16 protein-coding genes are annotated in these 16276 nt (G+C 65.5%); 3 read left to right on the top strand and 13 right to left on the bottom strand.

Annotated features, from left to right (window positions below; genetic code table 11):
- Window positions 1-2 precede the first annotated feature (2 nt).
- A complete protein-coding gene (locus PT015_RS14230) occupies window positions 3-956 on the top strand; it encodes an enoyl-CoA hydratase/isomerase family protein (RefSeq protein WP_285185281.1) in 954 nt (317 codons plus the stop codon).
- A 3-nt stretch (window positions 957-959) separates the two neighbouring features.
- Window positions 960-3353: a CaiB/BaiF CoA transferase family protein gene (locus PT015_RS14225; RefSeq protein ID WP_285185279.1), complete on the top strand. Its 2394-nt coding sequence runs from the start codon at window positions 960-962 to the stop codon at window positions 3351-3353.
- Here the strand turns inward: PT015_RS14225 and PT015_RS14220 are convergent, their stop codons facing one another.
- The 6 genes from PT015_RS14220 to PT015_RS14195 form a co-directional block, all read right to left on the bottom strand.
- Window positions 3354-4178, bottom strand: coding sequence for an SDR family NAD(P)-dependent oxidoreductase (locus PT015_RS14220; protein WP_285185277.1), 825 nt, complete (start codon window positions 4176-4178; stop codon window positions 3354-3356).
- Between the two features lie 20 nt (window positions 4179-4198).
- The gene (locus tag PT015_RS14215; protein WP_285185276.1) at window positions 4199-5272 is read right to left on the bottom strand and encodes a phosphotransferase; all 1074 of its coding nucleotides are present in this window, start codon (window positions 5270-5272) and stop codon (window positions 4199-4201) included.
- Between the two features lie 9 nt (window positions 5273-5281).
- Complete coding sequence (locus tag PT015_RS14210) at window positions 5282-6121, bottom strand: mycofactocin-coupled SDR family oxidoreductase (protein WP_285185275.1); 840 nt, start codon at window positions 6119-6121, stop codon at window positions 5282-5284.
- A gap of 30 nt (window positions 6122-6151) precedes the next feature.
- The gene (locus tag PT015_RS14205) at window positions 6152-7351 is read right to left on the bottom strand and encodes a cytochrome P450 (protein ID WP_285185274.1); all 1200 of its coding nucleotides are present in this window, start codon (window positions 7349-7351) and stop codon (window positions 6152-6154) included.
- A 178-nt stretch (window positions 7352-7529) separates the two neighbouring features.
- Entirely contained in the window at window positions 7530-8369 is an 840-nt protein-coding gene (locus tag PT015_RS14200; protein WP_285185273.1) for an acyl-CoA thioesterase, read from the bottom strand.
- A gap of 51 nt (window positions 8370-8420) precedes the next feature.
- Window positions 8421-9074, bottom strand: a complete 654-nt coding sequence (locus PT015_RS14195) for a TetR/AcrR family transcriptional regulator (RefSeq protein WP_285185272.1) — start codon at window positions 9072-9074, stop codon at window positions 8421-8423.
- A 180-nt stretch (window positions 9075-9254) separates the two neighbouring features.
- On the opposite strand from PT015_RS14195, the gene PT015_RS14190 reads away from it, so the two are divergent.
- A complete protein-coding gene (locus tag PT015_RS14190) occupies window positions 9255-10430 on the top strand; it encodes an acyl-CoA dehydrogenase family protein (RefSeq protein ID WP_285185271.1) in 1176 nt (391 codons plus the stop codon).
- Here the strand turns inward: PT015_RS14190 and PT015_RS14185 are convergent.
- Genes PT015_RS14185 through PT015_RS14155 form a run of 7 tightly spaced genes read right to left on the bottom strand, consistent with a single transcriptional unit; the run spans window position 10427 to window position 16053 of the window.
- Window positions 10427-11170: an acyl-CoA dehydrogenase family protein gene (locus tag PT015_RS14185; RefSeq protein ID WP_285191116.1), complete on the bottom strand. Its 744-nt coding sequence runs from the start codon at window positions 11168-11170 to the stop codon at window positions 10427-10429. The genes PT015_RS14190 and PT015_RS14185 overlap by 4 nt on opposite strands.
- Window positions 11171-11220: 50 nt before the next feature.
- Window positions 11221-12312, bottom strand: coding sequence for an acyl-CoA dehydrogenase family protein (locus tag PT015_RS14180; protein WP_285185270.1), 1092 nt, complete (start codon window positions 12310-12312; stop codon window positions 11221-11223).
- Window positions 12309-12728: a nuclear transport factor 2 family protein gene (locus PT015_RS14175; RefSeq protein ID WP_285185269.1), complete on the bottom strand. Its 420-nt coding sequence runs from the start codon at window positions 12726-12728 to the stop codon at window positions 12309-12311. The genes PT015_RS14180 and PT015_RS14175 overlap by 4 nt, the downstream gene beginning before the upstream one ends.
- Complete coding sequence (locus PT015_RS14170) at window positions 12712-13926, bottom strand: metal-dependent hydrolase family protein (protein ID WP_285185268.1); 1215 nt, start codon at window positions 13924-13926, stop codon at window positions 12712-12714. Before PT015_RS14170 ends, PT015_RS14175 begins: the two co-directional genes overlap by 17 nt.
- 3 nt (window positions 13927-13929) lie before the next feature.
- The gene (locus PT015_RS14165; protein WP_285185267.1) at window positions 13930-14253 is read right to left on the bottom strand and encodes a hypothetical protein; all 324 of its coding nucleotides are present in this window, start codon (window positions 14251-14253) and stop codon (window positions 13930-13932) included.
- A complete protein-coding gene (locus tag PT015_RS14160) occupies window positions 14237-15514 on the bottom strand; it encodes an aromatic ring-hydroxylating oxygenase subunit alpha (RefSeq protein ID WP_285185266.1) in 1278 nt (425 codons plus the stop codon). The genes PT015_RS14165 and PT015_RS14160 overlap by 17 nt, the downstream gene beginning before the upstream one ends.
- A gap of 5 nt (window positions 15515-15519) precedes the next feature.
- Window positions 15520-16053, bottom strand: a complete 534-nt coding sequence (locus tag PT015_RS14155; RefSeq protein ID WP_285185265.1) for a carboxymuconolactone decarboxylase family protein — start codon at window positions 16051-16053, stop codon at window positions 15520-15522.
- Window positions 16054-16276 lie beyond the last annotated feature (223 nt).

The following is a 16276-nucleotide window of genomic DNA, read 5'->3' as shown; positions in this document are numbered from 1 at the left end:
TCATGTCGGCAGGCGAACGTCCGTCGGCCGAAGAGATCATCCTCTACGCCAAGGACCCGACGACCAAGATCGCCACGATCACCTTCAACCGCCCCGAGTTCCTCAACGCGCCCACCACCGCGGCCCGGCTGCGCTACGCCGAACTGCTGCACGGCGCGAACGTCGACGACGATGTCCGGGTCGTGGTCATCCGTGGCGTGGGCGACGACTTCGGCAGTGGGGCAGACCTTCCCGAGGTGATGGAGAGTGCTGACTCACCCGCGTTCCGGCTGGCTGAGCTGAAAATCGCCGACGAGGACGTCAGGTATCCGCCGAAGGGATCGTTCCGGCACGGCGCGACCATCGGCTCCTGGTATGCGAATTCGCAAGCGGGCAACCGTTCGCTTCAGGAATTCAAGAAGATCAGCATCGTCGAGGCCAAGGGCTACTGCTACGGCTGGCACTTCTATCAGGCCGCCGACGCCGACCTGGTGATCGCGAGTGAGGATACGCTTTTCGGCCACCCCTCATTTCGGTACTACGGCTGGGGCCCGCGGATGTGGACCTGGGTGCAGACGATGGGATTGCGCAAATTCCAGGAGATGGTCTTCACCGGACGACCGTTCACCGCCGAAGAGATGTTCCAGTGCAATTTCTTGAACAAGGTCGTGCCGCGCGAGCGTCTCGAGGCCGAGGTCGACAAGTACGCGAACTCGTGTGCCCGTAATCGCCCGACCGACACCATCTTCATGCAGAAGGCCTTCTTCGAGATGGTGAAGCAGCACCAGGGGGAGTACATGGGCAGCATGCTCACTGCGCTCTTCGAGTCGATGGGCAGCGCGGTACGGCCCGACGGCGACGACATGATGCTCGGCGACGCCATCGACAGCGGTCTTGCCGACTCGGTGCGCGACAACGACGCCAAGTTTCCGCCCGACTTCCGGTTGAGCAAGTCCGGCCGGGCGAAGAAGGACTGAGCCGTGGCGGCGCTGGATGGCTACACCGTCGTCGAACTCTCCACCGGGATAGCGGGCGCATACTGCACCAAGTTGCTGGCCGATGGCGGCGCGCGCGTGATCAAAGTCGAGTCGCCCCAGGGTGATCCGCTGCGGAGATGGTCGGCCTCTGGCGCACGCGTCGACGGGGACGGAGCGTTGTTCCAGTTCCTCGCCGGCGGCAAGCACAGTGTGGTGGCCGATGCCGACTTGATCCACGAGTTGCTGGCCGCCGCGGACGCGGCGGTGTGGTCCCACGGGCCGACGGCGGCCGAAACCTTCACACCGGCAGTACTGCGCGAGTCGCATCCGCACCTCGTGGTCACGTCGATCACCCCGTTCGGGCTGACAGGCCCGTGGAGCGATCGGCCCGCGACTGAGTTCACCCTGCAGGCCTGGTCCGGCGGCATCGTCGGACTGGGGCGTGGATCCGCGGATCGCGCACCGGTATTCGTCGGTGGACAGGTCGGCGACTACCTCGCCGGCGCTTACGCCAGCGCCGCCACGCTCGCCTCTCGGATGCGGCAACTGCGGACGGGTGCGGGCGAACTGCTGGATCTGTCGATGCTCGAGGCGCACATTCTGGGGCTCACCTACTATCCGGTGACGTTCTTCGAGATGCTCGGCCGTCCGTGGCGCGACGCCCGCAAGCTCACCATCCCCGGAATCGCCTGCACCAAGGACGGTTTGGTCGACGTCGGTTGCGGCACCGCCCAGCAGTGGTTCGATCTCTGCGCGATGATCGGCCGGCAGGACTGGATCGATGAGGACTCGCCACTGTCGATCACCGAGATGGCCAACCAGAAGGCCGCCGAGATCTACGCCTGGTTCGAGGGCGAGAACTCCGACGACATCCGCGACCTCGCCACCGCCTTCCGGATCCCCAACGCGCCGGTTGCCAACGGCGCCAACATCACCGGGTTGGAACAGTTCCAGCATCGCGGATCGTTCGTCGCCAATCCCCGCGACGGGTTCAGCCAACCTGGCCCGCCCTACCGCACGCATCCGGCGACCCTGGTCGCCCCGAAACCCGCCCCGGGCCTCGGTGAGCACACCGAGCGGTACCGGCAGGCACCGGTGACCGTCCCCGAGCGTCGGTCGGTCACGCCAACAGAGAGTCTGCCGCTCAGCGGAATTCGCATTCTCGACCTGACGACCTTCTGGGCCGGACCGAGTTGCACACATTTCCTGGCGATGCTCGGCGCCGAGGTGATCCACGTCGAGTCCACCCGCAAGCCGGACGGCACCCGGTTGATCGCCGGTATCCCGGTCACCGAGGATCGCTGGTGGGAGAAGTCGCCGATCTTCTCCGCGCTGAACACCAACAAGAAGGGCATCACTCTCGACCTGCAAACCGATGCGGGCCGAGAGCTGTTGCGCCGCTTGATCGCAACCGCCGATGTGATTGCCGAGAACTTCACGCCACGGGTGCTCGACCAGATCGGCCTCGACTTCGACGCGATACAGCAGATTCGGCAGGACGCGATCCTGCTGCGCATGCCCGGGTTCGGGCTGGACGGACCCTGGCGCGACAACCCGGCATTCGCCTACGTGATCGAGGCCGCGTCCGGGGTGAGCTGGCTGACCGGTTACCCCGATCGCAACCCCTACGAGCCATATTCGATCGGCGACCCCAACGCGGGTATCCATGCCGCCAACGCCTTGCTGCTGGCGCTGGAGCATCGGCGTACCACCGGGCAGGGCGTGATGATCGAGGCCGCGATGATCGACGCGGCGCTCAACATCGCCGCCGAACAGGTCATCGAATACTCCGCATACGGAGCACTGCTGCAACGCGCGGGCAACCGCGGACCATCCGCGGCACCCCAAAATATCTACCGCAGTGCGGATATCGACGAATTCGGTCGCCTCGACAGCTGGGTCGCGATCGCGGTCGCCGACGATCGACAGTGGGCCGGACTCAGCGCGGCATTGGGCTCGCCCCCGTGGACGCGGGATGCCGCGCTGTCGACGGCGGACGGCCGCCGCGGCGCACACGACCTGATCGACGAGCACCTCAGCGAGTGGTGCGCGGACAAGAGCAGCGACGAGATCGTGGCGCTGCTCTGGGATGCCGGTGTGCCCGTCGCCAAGGTGATGCAGCCACACCGCCAGACCGAGATCCCGCAACTGCACGCCCGCGGATTCTTCGAGGACGTCGGCCACCCCGTCAACGACACCGCGCCGCACAGCACCATGCCCGTGCGATTCTCGGCCGGGCCGGACCGGTTCCACGCCCACCCGGCGCCTTTGCTGGGCCAGCACAATCACGAGTTGCTGGCCGAAATCGGGCTCAGCCCAGCCGAAATCGCCGACCTGGAGGCCGACGGTGTGATCGGCCACGCGCCCGGCGGTGCACGAAAGGCCGCGACCAAATAGTCAGTGGCTCCAGCCGTCGTTGACCTGCTCGTCGAATGTCTGGTCGATGCGGTCGAACCGCTTGCGGATCGATCTGCGTGCCGCCGAATGCGGCAGTACGTAAAGGCGGTTGGCCGCGATCGCGTCGACCGTCAGGCGGGCCACATCGTCGACGTTCAACGTGTCCGGTTGTGCCGGGGCGCTCGACGACGCCAATCCGTAGTCGGCGCCCATGATGCGTTCCGAGTTCGACACCAGCTTGGTCTCGACGACCATCGGGCACAGCACCGATACCCCGATGCCGTTGTCTTTGACCTCACGGGCCAGGTTCTCGGCCAGGCCGACGACGCCGTACTTGGCGACGCTGTACGCGCCGAGGCCGACGTTCGGCATCAGGCCGGCGAACGATGCGGTGAAGGCGATGTGGCCGCCCTTGTCCTGCTCGATCAGCCGGGGCAGGAACGCCTCGACGGCGTGGATCGAGCCCCACAGGTCGATGTCGATCACCCAGTGCCAGTCCTCGTGGGTCATCTGTGCGATCGGGCCGGCCACCACGATGCCGGCGTTGCTGAACACCACATCGACCTGACCGAGTAGCCGGAAAGCCTCGTCGGCCAGGTGGTTCACCTCGTCGAGTGAGCGCACATCGCACATCACCCCGTGCGCGTCGAACCCCTGGCCCTGCAGATGCGTGACGGCCTGCTCCAGCGCCGGCTTGTCGACGTCGGCCAGCACGAGACGTGCGCCGCGCGTTGCCAATTCAGTTGCAGTCGCTAGCCCGATGCCGCTCGCTCCGCCGGTGATGACGGCACTTTTCCCCTTGAAATGCCCTTGAATCCCAGTCATGGCGCGACGGTAGCACCCGGCTAGTCGGCGATGGCGTCCAGCGCCGCGCGGGTGTCCAGGTCGACGAACGCTGCGGCGTAGCGCTGCGTCAATGCGAGACAGATGTCCGCGCCCTGCCAGGCGTCGCCGCCGCTGAGCGTCGCGACCCAGATCGCCAGGCCGTGCGCGACCGACGCGCGATAGCGCAGCCACACCTCGTCGGCGCTCGGCTTCTCGTCGGCCGGCAGGTCCAGCGCACCCCGGTACTCCTCGACCAGGTCACGTTCACCCGCACGGCGGTCCTCGATGGTCAACGCGCCCTGCAGGAAGTAGCCGAGGTCGAGAGAGAAGTTGCCCCGGCGTGCCATCTGCCAGTCGAGAAATCCGACGGTGTCGTCCGGCAGCACGTAGGTATTGCCGATGTGTGGATCGCCGTGCAGCAGTGTCTGCGGCGACTCGGTCAGCGTTCGGATATAGCGGGCCCAGATGTCAACGAACAACTCGGCGCCCGTCATCGCCGGGATCTCGGCGGGGACCGAATCACCCATTCGTTCGTGGGCGATTTCCAACGGCGCGTACTGCAGACCCTCGAAGGCGACGAACGGCTCGAGCCAGTCGAGCGCCGCGTTACCCGAGGTCCGTTCGCCCCAGAACGCGCTGTGCAGTTTCGCCAGACCACGGGCGCCGCTGGCCGCCTGGTCGATCGTCAACGGCCGGGTGGAGTCGCGGGGGTCGGCGCCGCGGGCCACCACGTCCTCCATGATCATCAGGAAGTCGGAGTGCCCTTCGTCGATGATTGCGGTGTATACGGCCGGATGATCAAGTGGCAGAACGACTCCCGAGTTGAAGAGCCTCGGCTCGTGATACAGCCCACTGGTCAGTGCGACCAGTTCGGCGTGGGCCGGATCGACGGCCTTCGCGAACACCGTCGCCGGTCCGGTACCGGCCGAATACGTGAGGCCGAGCCGGGCGCGCCGGTTGGTGCCGTCGTCGCGCAGCACCACCTCGACGCCGCTGACCACGGCATCGGGGTGCTCACCCCGCAGGGCATCGGTCATCCACGCCGGGGTGATCTCGTCCCACCCACCGGGGATCGACAACTCCGAAAGTGTCACGGTGGACGGCTATTTCAGGCAGCTACCGCCATCGATCGGCAGCGTGACACCGGTGACGTAACGCGACTCGTCGGATGCCAGGAACAGCACCGCGTTGGCGATGTCCTCGGGCTCGACCCAGCCGATCGGCAGGGTGTGCATCAGCTGGCCGACGACCTTCATGTCTTCGGGGCCCGGATTCTCCAGGTCGGGGCGGAACAGTCGCATGGTGCCGTCGTTCATGAACAGCGGGGTGTTGACGTTGGTGGGGTGCACCGAGTTGACCCGGATGTTCTGCGCGCCGAGCTCGACGGCGAAGGTCCGCATCAGGCCGACCACACCGTGTTTGGCCGCAACGTAGTGACCGGTGTGCGGGTAGGCCTTGAGTCCACCGACCGAGCTGGTGAGGATGATCGAGCCACCGTTACCGCCCGCAAGAAGGTGTGGCACACCGGCTTTCACGGTCTTCCACACGCCGCCTAGGTTGATGTCGATCATCTCGGTCCAGTCAGTCTCGCTGGTCTTGTCCAGCGTCTGGCCGCCGTTGCCGATGCCGGCGTTGGCGACGATGATGTCGAGCTTGCCGAGTTGTTCGACACCGGCGTCGACGGCCTTCTTGAGCGCGTCGTAGTCACGGACGTCGACCTCGGCGGTGTAGATCCGCCGGTTGTGCCCCTTGACCAGGTCCGCGGTCTCGGCCAGGTCCTCCGGCGTCGAGGCGGCGATCAGATCCACGGTGTCGAGCTTCTTACAGACGTCGACCGCGATGATGTCGGCGCCCTCCTGCGCCAACCGCACCGCGTGCGCACGGCCCTGACCGCGCGCCGCGCCAGTGATGAACGCGACCTTGCCTTCGACGCGACCCGCCATCGTTACCCTCGTTTCCTTACTTGTGATTGCTCAACCGATGACCGCGGGCATCGTGTCCCAGCCACGCACGGTGGACGTCGGAGACAATGCGGCACGGCTGAGGTCGACCTGCCATTCGGGGAAGCGCTTCAATATCTCCTCGAGCGCGATGCGTCCCTCCAGCCGGGCAAGAGCCGAGCCCAGGCAGTAGTGGGTGCCGACGCTGAAGGACAGGTGCTGGCGAGGTTCCCGGTGGATGTCGAAAACGTCGCCGTCCGGCGGGAATTGGCGGTGGTCGCGGTTGGCTGCGCCGATGAGCATCATCATCGCGCTGCCCTCGGGCACGGTCTGCCCGTAGTAGGTGATGTCGCGCGTCACGTACCGGGCCACGTGTGGGGCCGGCGGCTCGAAGCGCAGCAGCTCCTCGATGGCCGCGGGGACCAGGGCGGGGTTCTCGACCAGTTCCCGTCGCTGATCGGGATGCTCGGCCAAAACCTTTCCGGCCCAACCGATCAGCCTGGTGGTAGTCTCGTTGCCCGCGCCGGATACCACTGCGATGTAGGTCAGCAGTTCCTCGCGGGTCAGCTTCCGCGTGACGCCCTGCTCGTCGACGAACTCGACGTTCAACAGGTCGGTCATGATGTCGTCGGAGGGGTGTTCGGCACGCCAGTCGATGAACTCGGCGAAGAAGTCGCCGCTGTCCATCGCGGTGGAGGCGTCCATGGGTTTGCCTGCCTCGGTGCGCATTTGGTCGTTCGTTCGGTCGCGCGCGGCTTCCTGATACTCGTCGGGAACGCCGAGCAGCATGCCGATCACCTTCATCGGCATCTGCGCGCCGAGATCACCGACGAAGTCGAAGCCGTCGCCCTTGCCGATGGGATCCAAACTGTGCGCGCAGAATTCGCGGATCTTGGGCTCCAGCGCGTTGATCTTGCGCGGGGTGAACATGCGGGCCAACAGCTTGCGGTGGACGTCGTGGATCGGCGGGTCTTCGAAGATGATGACGCCCGGCGGAATGTCGATGTTGGCCTTGATCAACTCGATGATCGCGCCGCGGGACGAGCTGAAGGTCGAGTGGTCGACAAGCGCGTCGTCGACGTCGGAAAATCGGCTCAGCGCGTAGAAGTCGTGTTGCTCGTTGTAGTACAGCGGCGCCTCTTCGCGAATCGCCTTGAATGCAAGGTAGGGGTCGGCATTGATCTCCACGTCGTACGGGTCGTAATAGACGCCGTCGGGTGCAGTCACTGTCACAGGGATTCGCCTCTCGCCGGGCGCGCATGGGTGATGGCGCTCAGAATCTGCGGCAACTCTGTCATCAGGCGGCTACGGGTGTCAACGTGGGATCCGTTTTCGCTACCTACCATTCTTTGATAGCGAGAATGAGCTTCTCCGAATTGGCCTCGTGGTGCGATATGCGAACACTTTCGGGTCATGGGCCGACCTTTTCGGGGTCGCCGCGAAAGCGCAGCAAAGCCTCCTGTGCGTACGAGGCGACCAGCACGCCGTCGGCGGTCAGCACGTCGCCGCGGCCGAAGCAGCGGCCGTGGGCGAGCACCGGGCTGTGCTGGCGTAGCAGCAGCCAGCGATCGGTGCGGAACTGCCGGTGGAACCACACGGTGTGCGAGGTGACGGCGGAGGTGAACTGCGTCCCGTTGCCGCGATGGCTGAAGCCATCGAAGGGGCGCAGGGCAGTGCCGATCAGCGTGAGGTCGGTGGCGTAGGCGGTCAGGGCCGGCGCTAAGTCGGCATCGGCAGCCGGCGTGCGCATCCACACCTCGAAGTTCGGTGGGCCGGTGGTGGTCGCCGTGAGGTCGTCGGCGCTCCGGGTCTCCCACGGGATCAGGTCGAGGTCGATCCGATGCTTCTCGTCCAGCAATGCCGAAACCGGTTCGCAGGCTTGGTTTTCCGGGCCGTCTTCACTCGCGTGGAGCGAGACCGAGGTACTGGCCAGCACGGCATGCGGCTGCCGCGCGGTGATGCTCAGCGAGGCGAACGACCTGCCCTCGTGCTGGCGGGTCGACTGGTAGTGAACCGGTTCGGCGGCGCGTCCTTCTCGGGCGAAGACCGTGTGAAAGGACTTGACCGACTTCCCCGGGCAAGCCAGCGTCGCGACCCGGACGAATTGCGCGAGCAACTGCCCGCCGAACACTCGGTGGTAATCCAATTCTTGGCTGACGGCATCGAATTCCAGGACGTCGTCGGCGCCGTCGGAAGGGCCCGCACGATTCAGATCCAGGCAGCCGAGCAGGTCGGCCCAGAGGTCGAGCACGCGGTCAGTGTAAGTCAAATTCTCGCTGGCCGGTAAGCGGATTCTCGAAGGCTAGGCGCCGACAAATCCTTGCGAGCAGAAGTCCCATACTTCGTCCGCGGTGATGGGGTGAACGGTCGCCTCGTCGGGCCCGCCGCTGGACTGTGCGATGAACATGACGGTCTGCATGGTCATCGCGGCCATCCGCTTCGGGTTGACGCCCGAACGCAGTTGACCCGCGTCGCACGCGGCCTCCATCAGTTCGGTCAGCAAAGTCACCAGCGGCGCGTGTGCCACCTTGACTTCCTCTGGATGCGACACCAGCAGGCGCGGAGCAAAGTCGGTGAACAGCGGGCGCTTGGCGGTCGGGTCGGGTCGCGAGGCCTCGAACAGCAGCTCGACGGCGACTTTCAGCCGCTCTATCGGGTCGGTGTGGTTGGCCGTCGCGGCGCGGATCTGGTCCGATGAGCGACTCAGCGCGTCCTCGAAGAGTGCCAGCAGGAGTTCGTGTTTGCCGTCGAACTGCAGGTAGAAGCTGCGCAGCGACTGCCGAGAGCGATCGACGACCTCTTGGACGGTAAAGTCCGTGCTGCCCTTCTCGATGATGATCGACTGCGCGGCGTCGAGGAAGCGCTGGACGCGCTGCGCGGCCCGCAGCTTTGCTGTTTTGATCGACCTCTCGACGGCGCGCTGCTTCCAGGCCGGCTCTTCGCTGGGGCTGGTCACGGGCGGCTCAGAAGATTGCCGCGAGGGGAGAACATGGTTGGACTGTACCGGAGAACGCCGTGTCATTGGTGTGCTCTCCCCCTCGCGGGACGACGTGTCTGAGATTGTAACTTTCTCTTGGCGAGAATAGTATTCTCTCACTGCTCGGCAGGGAAGTGGAATGCGAATTACGGAGCGCCCATGCAACTGACGTTCGACGCCGACGTCGAGGCATTCCGGGCCGAATTCGTGGCATTTCTCGACGAGCACTTGCCGGACGAGGCCGAGGCTGTGCAGCGTTCGCGATCGTCGTCGGACGTGCCGCCCTGGGCCCGGCGATGGCAGCGACTCTTGTTCGACAGCGGGTGGCTGCTACCCGGCCAGCCGCCGGAGTTCGGCGGTCGCAACGCCACGGTGCTGCAGCAGTACGTGCATGCCGAAGAGTTGTCGCGACGGCGTATCTATCAGAGTTTCAATCCGCAGGGAGTCGGCATCATCGCGGCATCGCTGCTGTCGTTCGGGACGCCGGAGCAGAAGCGGAAATGGGCGGTGCCGATCCTGCGGGCCGAGATCACCGCGTCGCTGGGGATGAGCGAACCCGGTGCGGGTTCGGACCTGGCTTCGCTGCGGACGGCCGCGGTGCGCGACGGCGATCACTTCGTGGTCAACGGACAGAAGGTATGGACGTCGGGCGCGCATGACGCCGACGTGTTGCTGACCTTCGTGCGCACCGACCCGGATGCGCCAAAGCACAAGGGGATCAGCGTGCTGCTGATCTCGACCGACAGTCTCGGGTTGTCCCGCCGGCCGTTCGCGTCGGCGGCGGGTCGCGATGACGAGGACTTCAACGAGGTGTTCTTCACCGATGTGCGGGTGCCGGTCGAGAACCTGGTCGGCCCGCTCAACGAGGGATGGCGGGTGGCCAACGGCTCGCTCGGCCACGAGCGCAACATGCTCTGGATGGGCTACGCGGACCAATTGCAAGAGATGACAGCCGATTTCGAGCCGGTAGGCGACCTGGAGCGTGACCGGTACGCGACCTTGGTGATGGACTACCAGGCGCTACGGCTGCTCGGCTCGGTGACCTTGTCGCGGGCCGCCCGCGGCGAAGAGGACGTGGCGGGCCAGTCGGTGCTCAAGCTGCTCGGGTCCGAGGCGGTGCAGTCCGCGACCGAACACGTGCTGGGCGCCGACGGAGTCGACGGCCTCGTCCATCCCGCGCTCACCGGTCCCTATGCGCCGCTGAATCTGGATTCCCACTTCGGCAGCTGGTTCGACCGTTACCTGCGAACCTTCGCGGCGACGATCGCCGGCGGCACGTCCGAGATCCAGCGCAACATCATCGCCCAGCGGATTCTGGGCCTGCCGCGAAACTAGAGCTGGGCCAGCCGCGGCGCAAAACCCTTGTCGCGCAGCGCCGCTCCGGCCTCCCGGGTCAGCTCGCGAGAGCTTCCGAGCAGCCCGTCCAGCACCAGCGCCCGCTTGACGTGCGTGTGCAGGGCATGCTCGGCGGTGAAGCCGATACCGCCCAGCACCTGCTGGCAGTGCCGCGCCGCGGTCATCGCCGCCTGACCCGCGGCCGCCTTGGCGAGTAAATAGCTCAGATCGTCGGGCTCTGCCGCGGCCGCCACCAGCGTCGCCTCCGCGCCTTCGATGGCAACCAGCGTCTCGGCCAGTCGATGCCGAATCGCCTGGAACGATGCGACCGGTCGACCGAACTGCGTCCGGTCCAGGGCGTGCTGGCGGGCCAGCGTCAACATCGCGCGGCCCGTACCAACCAGCCACCAGCCGACCGCCTGCCGCCCCGGCCCGACCGGCGCCGAATCACCTTCGTCGACAGGATGTATCGGCAGATCATCTCCCAGTACCGAACTCGGGTCGTCGGATCGCGCCCAGACCACCCAGGACCCACCGGTGTACCGCATCGGTACCGTTCCACCACCGTCGCGACCTGCCGAACGGAGTATCACGTCGTTGAGAACGGGGGCGTGCGCACCGGTCTCGCCGAGCAGCCGGAACACCAATGGCACTGCGGCGTGCGGCATTTCGTCGAGCATTTCGAGCCAGCCAAGCTCGGCCAGCGCGGCGTCGAGTTGTTCGCCCGACGCGCCCGCCATGGTCTTGCGCAGGCCGTCTTCCAGGAGTTGCAAGGATTCGCTGTCCACGCTCACTCCTTGCCCAGATCCAGCAGTCGGCGCGCGATGATGTTGCGCTGGATCTCTGCAGTGCCGCCGTAGATCGTCGACGCGCGGGAGTAGAGGTACTCGGACCGCCACGGGGAGTCACCCAGTTCGAGGGTTCCCGGCAGCAGGTCGCGCACGGTGTCGTAGAGCCGTTGCTCGGCCTCGGCGAGCAGCACCTTGTCGATCGATGTCTGCGGTCCCAACGGCTCGCTGTTGGCCAGCCGATGCTGGGTGCTGCGCGACCGGCACCGCAGGGTGTGTAGTGCGAGATAGGCTGCGCCGAGCTCGTATTCGTCCGGGTCGTTGGCCTCCGCGATCAATTCGTCGAACCGGGAGTAGAGGTACGCGATGCGCTGCCAGAAGCAGGTCGAGCGCTCGTAGGGCAGCAGATCCATCGCGAGGCGCCAGCCGTCGCCGGGCTGGCCGAGCATGCGGCTGCCCGGCACCACCACGTCGTCGTAGTAGACCTCGCAGAACTCGTCGACCCCGTGCATCGTCTGCAACGGACGCACGCTGATCCCCGGGGTGTCCAGGTCGACAAAAAAAGCGGTGATGCCGTCATACCCGGGCGCGGTGCGGGTGAGCAGGATGCAGCGGGTGGAGAACTGCGCGTAGCTGGTCCACACCTTCTGCCCGTTGACGATCCAGTTGTCGCCGTCCTGAACGGCGCGGGTCGTCAGCGAGGCGAGGTCGCTACCCGAGCCCGGTTCGGAAAAGCCTTGACACCATTGCTCTTCGCCGCGCAGCAGCCGCGGCACCATCTCCGCGGCGAGCCCATCGGGCGCGTAGTCGATCATGGTCGGCGTGAGCACTTCGAGCATCGAATAAGGACCCGGCTCGGCCAGTCGGCGGCCCACGACCTCCTCGCCGACCACCGCGCGCAGAATTGCGGGACCGCCCAGCCCGCCGACCTCTTCGGGCCAGCCGTAGCGCATCCAGTCGGCGTCGTAGAGCGCCCGGCTGACGCGGGCCATCTGGCGCATGTGGCCTTCGAGCGAATGATCGTCGGGCCCCGGCGTCAGGTCGTGCTCGTCGAGCCAAACCCGAAGATCTGCCCGGAACTCGTCGACCTTCATGCAGGCGGTCGGCCTATGGCGTGCGGGCGGCCCGAGTCATGCACGCCGCTACGCCGAATGAACGTCATGGCACGGGTTTTCAGCCGCCAGCCTTCGGCGGTCCGCACGTAGTTGTCCTTGTAGTAGCCAATCCTCATGTCATGGGTGGCGTTGTCGATGAAGCACAGCGGCTGGGTGCCGGTCGCGGTGTCGCCGTCGAGGTCGATCACCGGTGTCGCCGTCAGGAACAGGCCCTTCGGCGCGGCATCGACCAACACCGGAAACCGGTCCAGCGAATAGGTTTCGCCGAAGGCGCTGTACGTGCCGTCCGGGGTGAAGACCTTGACCAGGCCGTCGATGTCTTCCTGTGTGATGGTCACCGCGTACCGGGCCAGCAGTTGCTGGATCTCGACGAGGTCCTCAATTCGGTCCGACATAGACTTTGCCGCCTTTCATCACAAAGTTCACGTGCTGGGTAACGGTGATGTCGTTCAAGGGATTTCCCGGCACCGCGATGATGTCGGCGAGTTGACCCTCGGCCAGCCGGCCGCGGTCGGTGACGTTGATCAGGTCGGCCGCGACCGTGGTGGCGGCGCGCAGCACCGCGATCGGCGGCATACCCCACTCCACCAGCGTGACGAGCTCGTCGGCGTTCTTGCCGTGCGGAATCGCGGGCGCGTCGGTGCCGACCGCGATCTTGACGCCTGCCTCGTAGGCCGCTTTGATCGACGTCTCGGCCTTCGGGAACATCTCGGCCGCCTTGTCCTGCAATGCTTTCGGGGCGCGGGACACGTCCATCGCCTGCGCCAGCCGACGGGTCGTCACCAGGAAGCGGTCGTTGTCGACCAGCATCTTGATGGCCTCGTCGTCCATCAGGAACCCGTGCTCGATGCAGTCGATGCCGCAGGCGACGGCGTGCTTGACGGCTTCCGCCCCGTGCGTGTGGGCGGCGACCCGCAGCCCGCGACGGTGCGCCTCGTCGACGATCGCGCGGAGCTCCTCGTCCGAATAGTGTTGTGCGCCAGCCTCACCGGTCAGCGACATGACGCCGCCGGACACGCAGACCTTGATCAGCTGGGCGCCGTGCTTGATCTGGTAGCGCACCGCCTTGCGGATCTCGTCGACCCCGTTCGCGATGCCCTCCTCGATCGTGAGCTCGAGCGCGCCCGGCATGAACGCGGCGAACATCGTCGGGTCCAGATGCCCGCCGGTGGGCGTGATCGCGTGCCCGGCCGGCACAATGCGGGGTCCGTCGATCCAGCCCGCGTCGATGGCCTTGCCCAGCGCGACGTCGAGCAGATACCCACCGGTCTTGACGAACAGACCCAGGTTGCGCACCGTCGTGAAGCCCGCCCGCAACGTGCGGCGGGAATTGCCCACCGCACGAAGTACGCGCGTTGGGGGATCGTCCTGCACCTGGGACAGCCCGGGGGTCTCGCCCCGCCCGCCCATCAGCAGGTTGACTTCCATGTCCATCAGGCCGGGCAGCAGAATCGAGTCGCCCACATCGATGATGTCGCCCTCGGGTTCGCCACCGACACCGACGATCCGGTCGTCCTCGACGCGGACGATGCCGGGCGAGACGATCTTGCCGGCGTCGACGTCGAGCAGCCCGGCGGCCTTGAGCGTGAGCACCGGCTAGATCACCGGCTCCCGCAACACCTCGACCCAGGCCGCCCCGCTGTCGGGGACTCGCGGCTGCTTCCACGCTTCGATCGGGAACGACACCATGACCAAGGATTGCATGATGTGCATCAGCGTCTTGGCGTCATCGGGCAAGTCGTCGAGCGGAAACTTGTCGCAGTACTCGATGACCTCGTTGAGCTTGGGAAACGCCACGTCGTAGAACGCCTGCATCTCGGGCATCGTGGACGCCAGCCGTTTGGCGTAACGCTCGGGCTCGGTGGCCAGATCCCAGTCGAGATATGGCTCGAGAGCGGCGAATTCAGACGGTAACGCCATTGTTCTGGTACTCCTTCACGTAGTTGGCCGTCGTCTTGTGCAGGTGCCGGATCAGGATTTCCTGGTCGCAGAGCAGGAACTCCTTGACGGCGCGGGTGCCGATCATCGTCTGGGTCGCCTCCAGGGTGTTGGCATCCTGCAGCGCGTACTCCTTGAACGTCACCGCGGCCAGTTCCTGCGCCAAGCGTTCACGCGCGTTGCGCGGCGGAACGAAGTAGAGCGTCGACTCGAAGATGTGCTTGTCGACCGCGGTCGGCCAGTAGTGGTAGGTCAGGAACCAGCCCGGCTCCCAGATCAGCAACATGAAGTTCGGGTAGAACAGCCACGAGTCGATGCCCCACTGCGGGACGCGCTTGACGTTGACACCCGGTGGCAATTCCAGGTTTTCGATGATCTCGGGCTTGTCCCAGGGGCCGAACAACCCGCTGCGCAGCACCTGATCCAACGGCTTGACCATGGACATGTCCGGCGGCGGCGCCTGACCGCCCCACGTCGACTGCAGGTTGTGCGGACCGGCCAACTCGTAGTGCAGCGCCTCGTAGCCGAACTTCTGGATCTTGGCGGCCTCTTCCTTGGTGTACTGACCCTGATGCAGGATCGGCGCGTGGTAGAACTCGACGAAGGCGTCGATGAACAGTTTCCAGTTGCTGCCGACTTCGCTTCGGTACGAGTAGGTTTCGGTCATCTCACCGAACGGGTAGCCCTCGATGCTCTTGGCCAACGGGCCGAGGTAGTCGACCAGGGGTGCGGCGTTGTCGTCGAAGTTGATGAAGATGAAGCCTTCCCACACCTCGCAGCGGACCGGCGCCAGGCCGTAGTTGCCCTTGTCGAGGCCGAAGAACTCCTCCTCCTGCTGGACGAATGTCAAATCACCGTCCAGGCTGTAGCGCCAGGCGTGGTACTTGCAGGTGAACTGCCGGCAGGTGCCTGACGTCTCCTCATTCGGAAAGTCGTTCCACACCAACTTGTTTCCGCGGTGCCGGCAGACGTTGTGGTACGCCTTGACCGAGCCGTCCTTGGTCTTGCAGATGATGACGGACATGCCCTTGCCGGCCGACGGCATCTCCTTGGTGAAGTAGCTGCCGGTGCGGGGGAGACGGTCGATGCGTCCCACATTGAGCCACTGCTTCTTGAAGACCGCCTCGCGTTCGGCCTCGAAGAAGGCCGGGTCGATCGAGTCGGTGTAGTCCACCGGCTCGGTGCCGAGCTCGGGGTAGTTCTCGGTCCAGCTGCCGGCAGCCGGTTTCGGGAAGTGTGCCAATGTCCTTACCTCTCTTGTGTTTCGAGCTCGACGCCGAAAGTGTTCAGTGCCATTGCCAGTGCGATGTAGTTGCCGGTGGTGAAGACCAGGTCCATCCGCTGCTGCTCGTCGAGGCGTTCACCGAGCGCTTCCCAGGTCTGATCCGAGATGGCGCTCTGTTCGTCGAGTTCGTCGACGGCGCGAAGCAGCGCACTGTCGAAGGCGTCCGCAGCCTTGCCGGCCCGCGCGGCCTCGATGTCCGCGTCGGTCAACCCTTCTCGCTTGCCCATGTCGACATGGTGCGACCACTCGTAGGTGCAGGCGCGGCGGTGCGCGACACGCAAGATGACCAGCTCGCGGATCCGTGGCGGCAGCGTCGACCCGTACAGCAGGTAGGTGCTGAACTTCAGGTAGGCACGGGTCAGCTTGGGGTGCCGCACCAGCGTCGACAGCAGCGTGCCGGCGTCGGCGGCGTTGCGGCGCTCTTCGGGAAGCATGACCGACAGCGCATCCCGGGCAGCGTCGTCCCACTGATCCGCCGGTAGCGGGGGCAGGCGCATGTGGGCTCCTCGAGTAAGAGAATCATATTCTCATATTTGATCAATAGGTTTTCACGAACTTCTGGATTGGTCAATATTCGGGCTTCACCTGGGACGACGGGGCCGGTCTCCGACGCCCTGTGATACGAGGCAACACGACCCGCACCGTGGTCGGGATAGCCTTGGCATGTTGATTCTCGTGAATCGAGAAGATAGTTTCCATAAGTACGGGAGAAGTCAGCGG

The sequence above is a fragment of the Candidatus Mycobacterium wuenschmannii genome (genome assembly GCF_030252325.1).
GTDB classification, from domain to species: domain Bacteria; phylum Actinomycetota; class Actinomycetes; order Mycobacteriales; family Mycobacteriaceae; genus Mycobacterium; species Mycobacterium wuenschmannii.
This window is presented reverse-complemented; position numbering and strand designations above follow the sequence as displayed.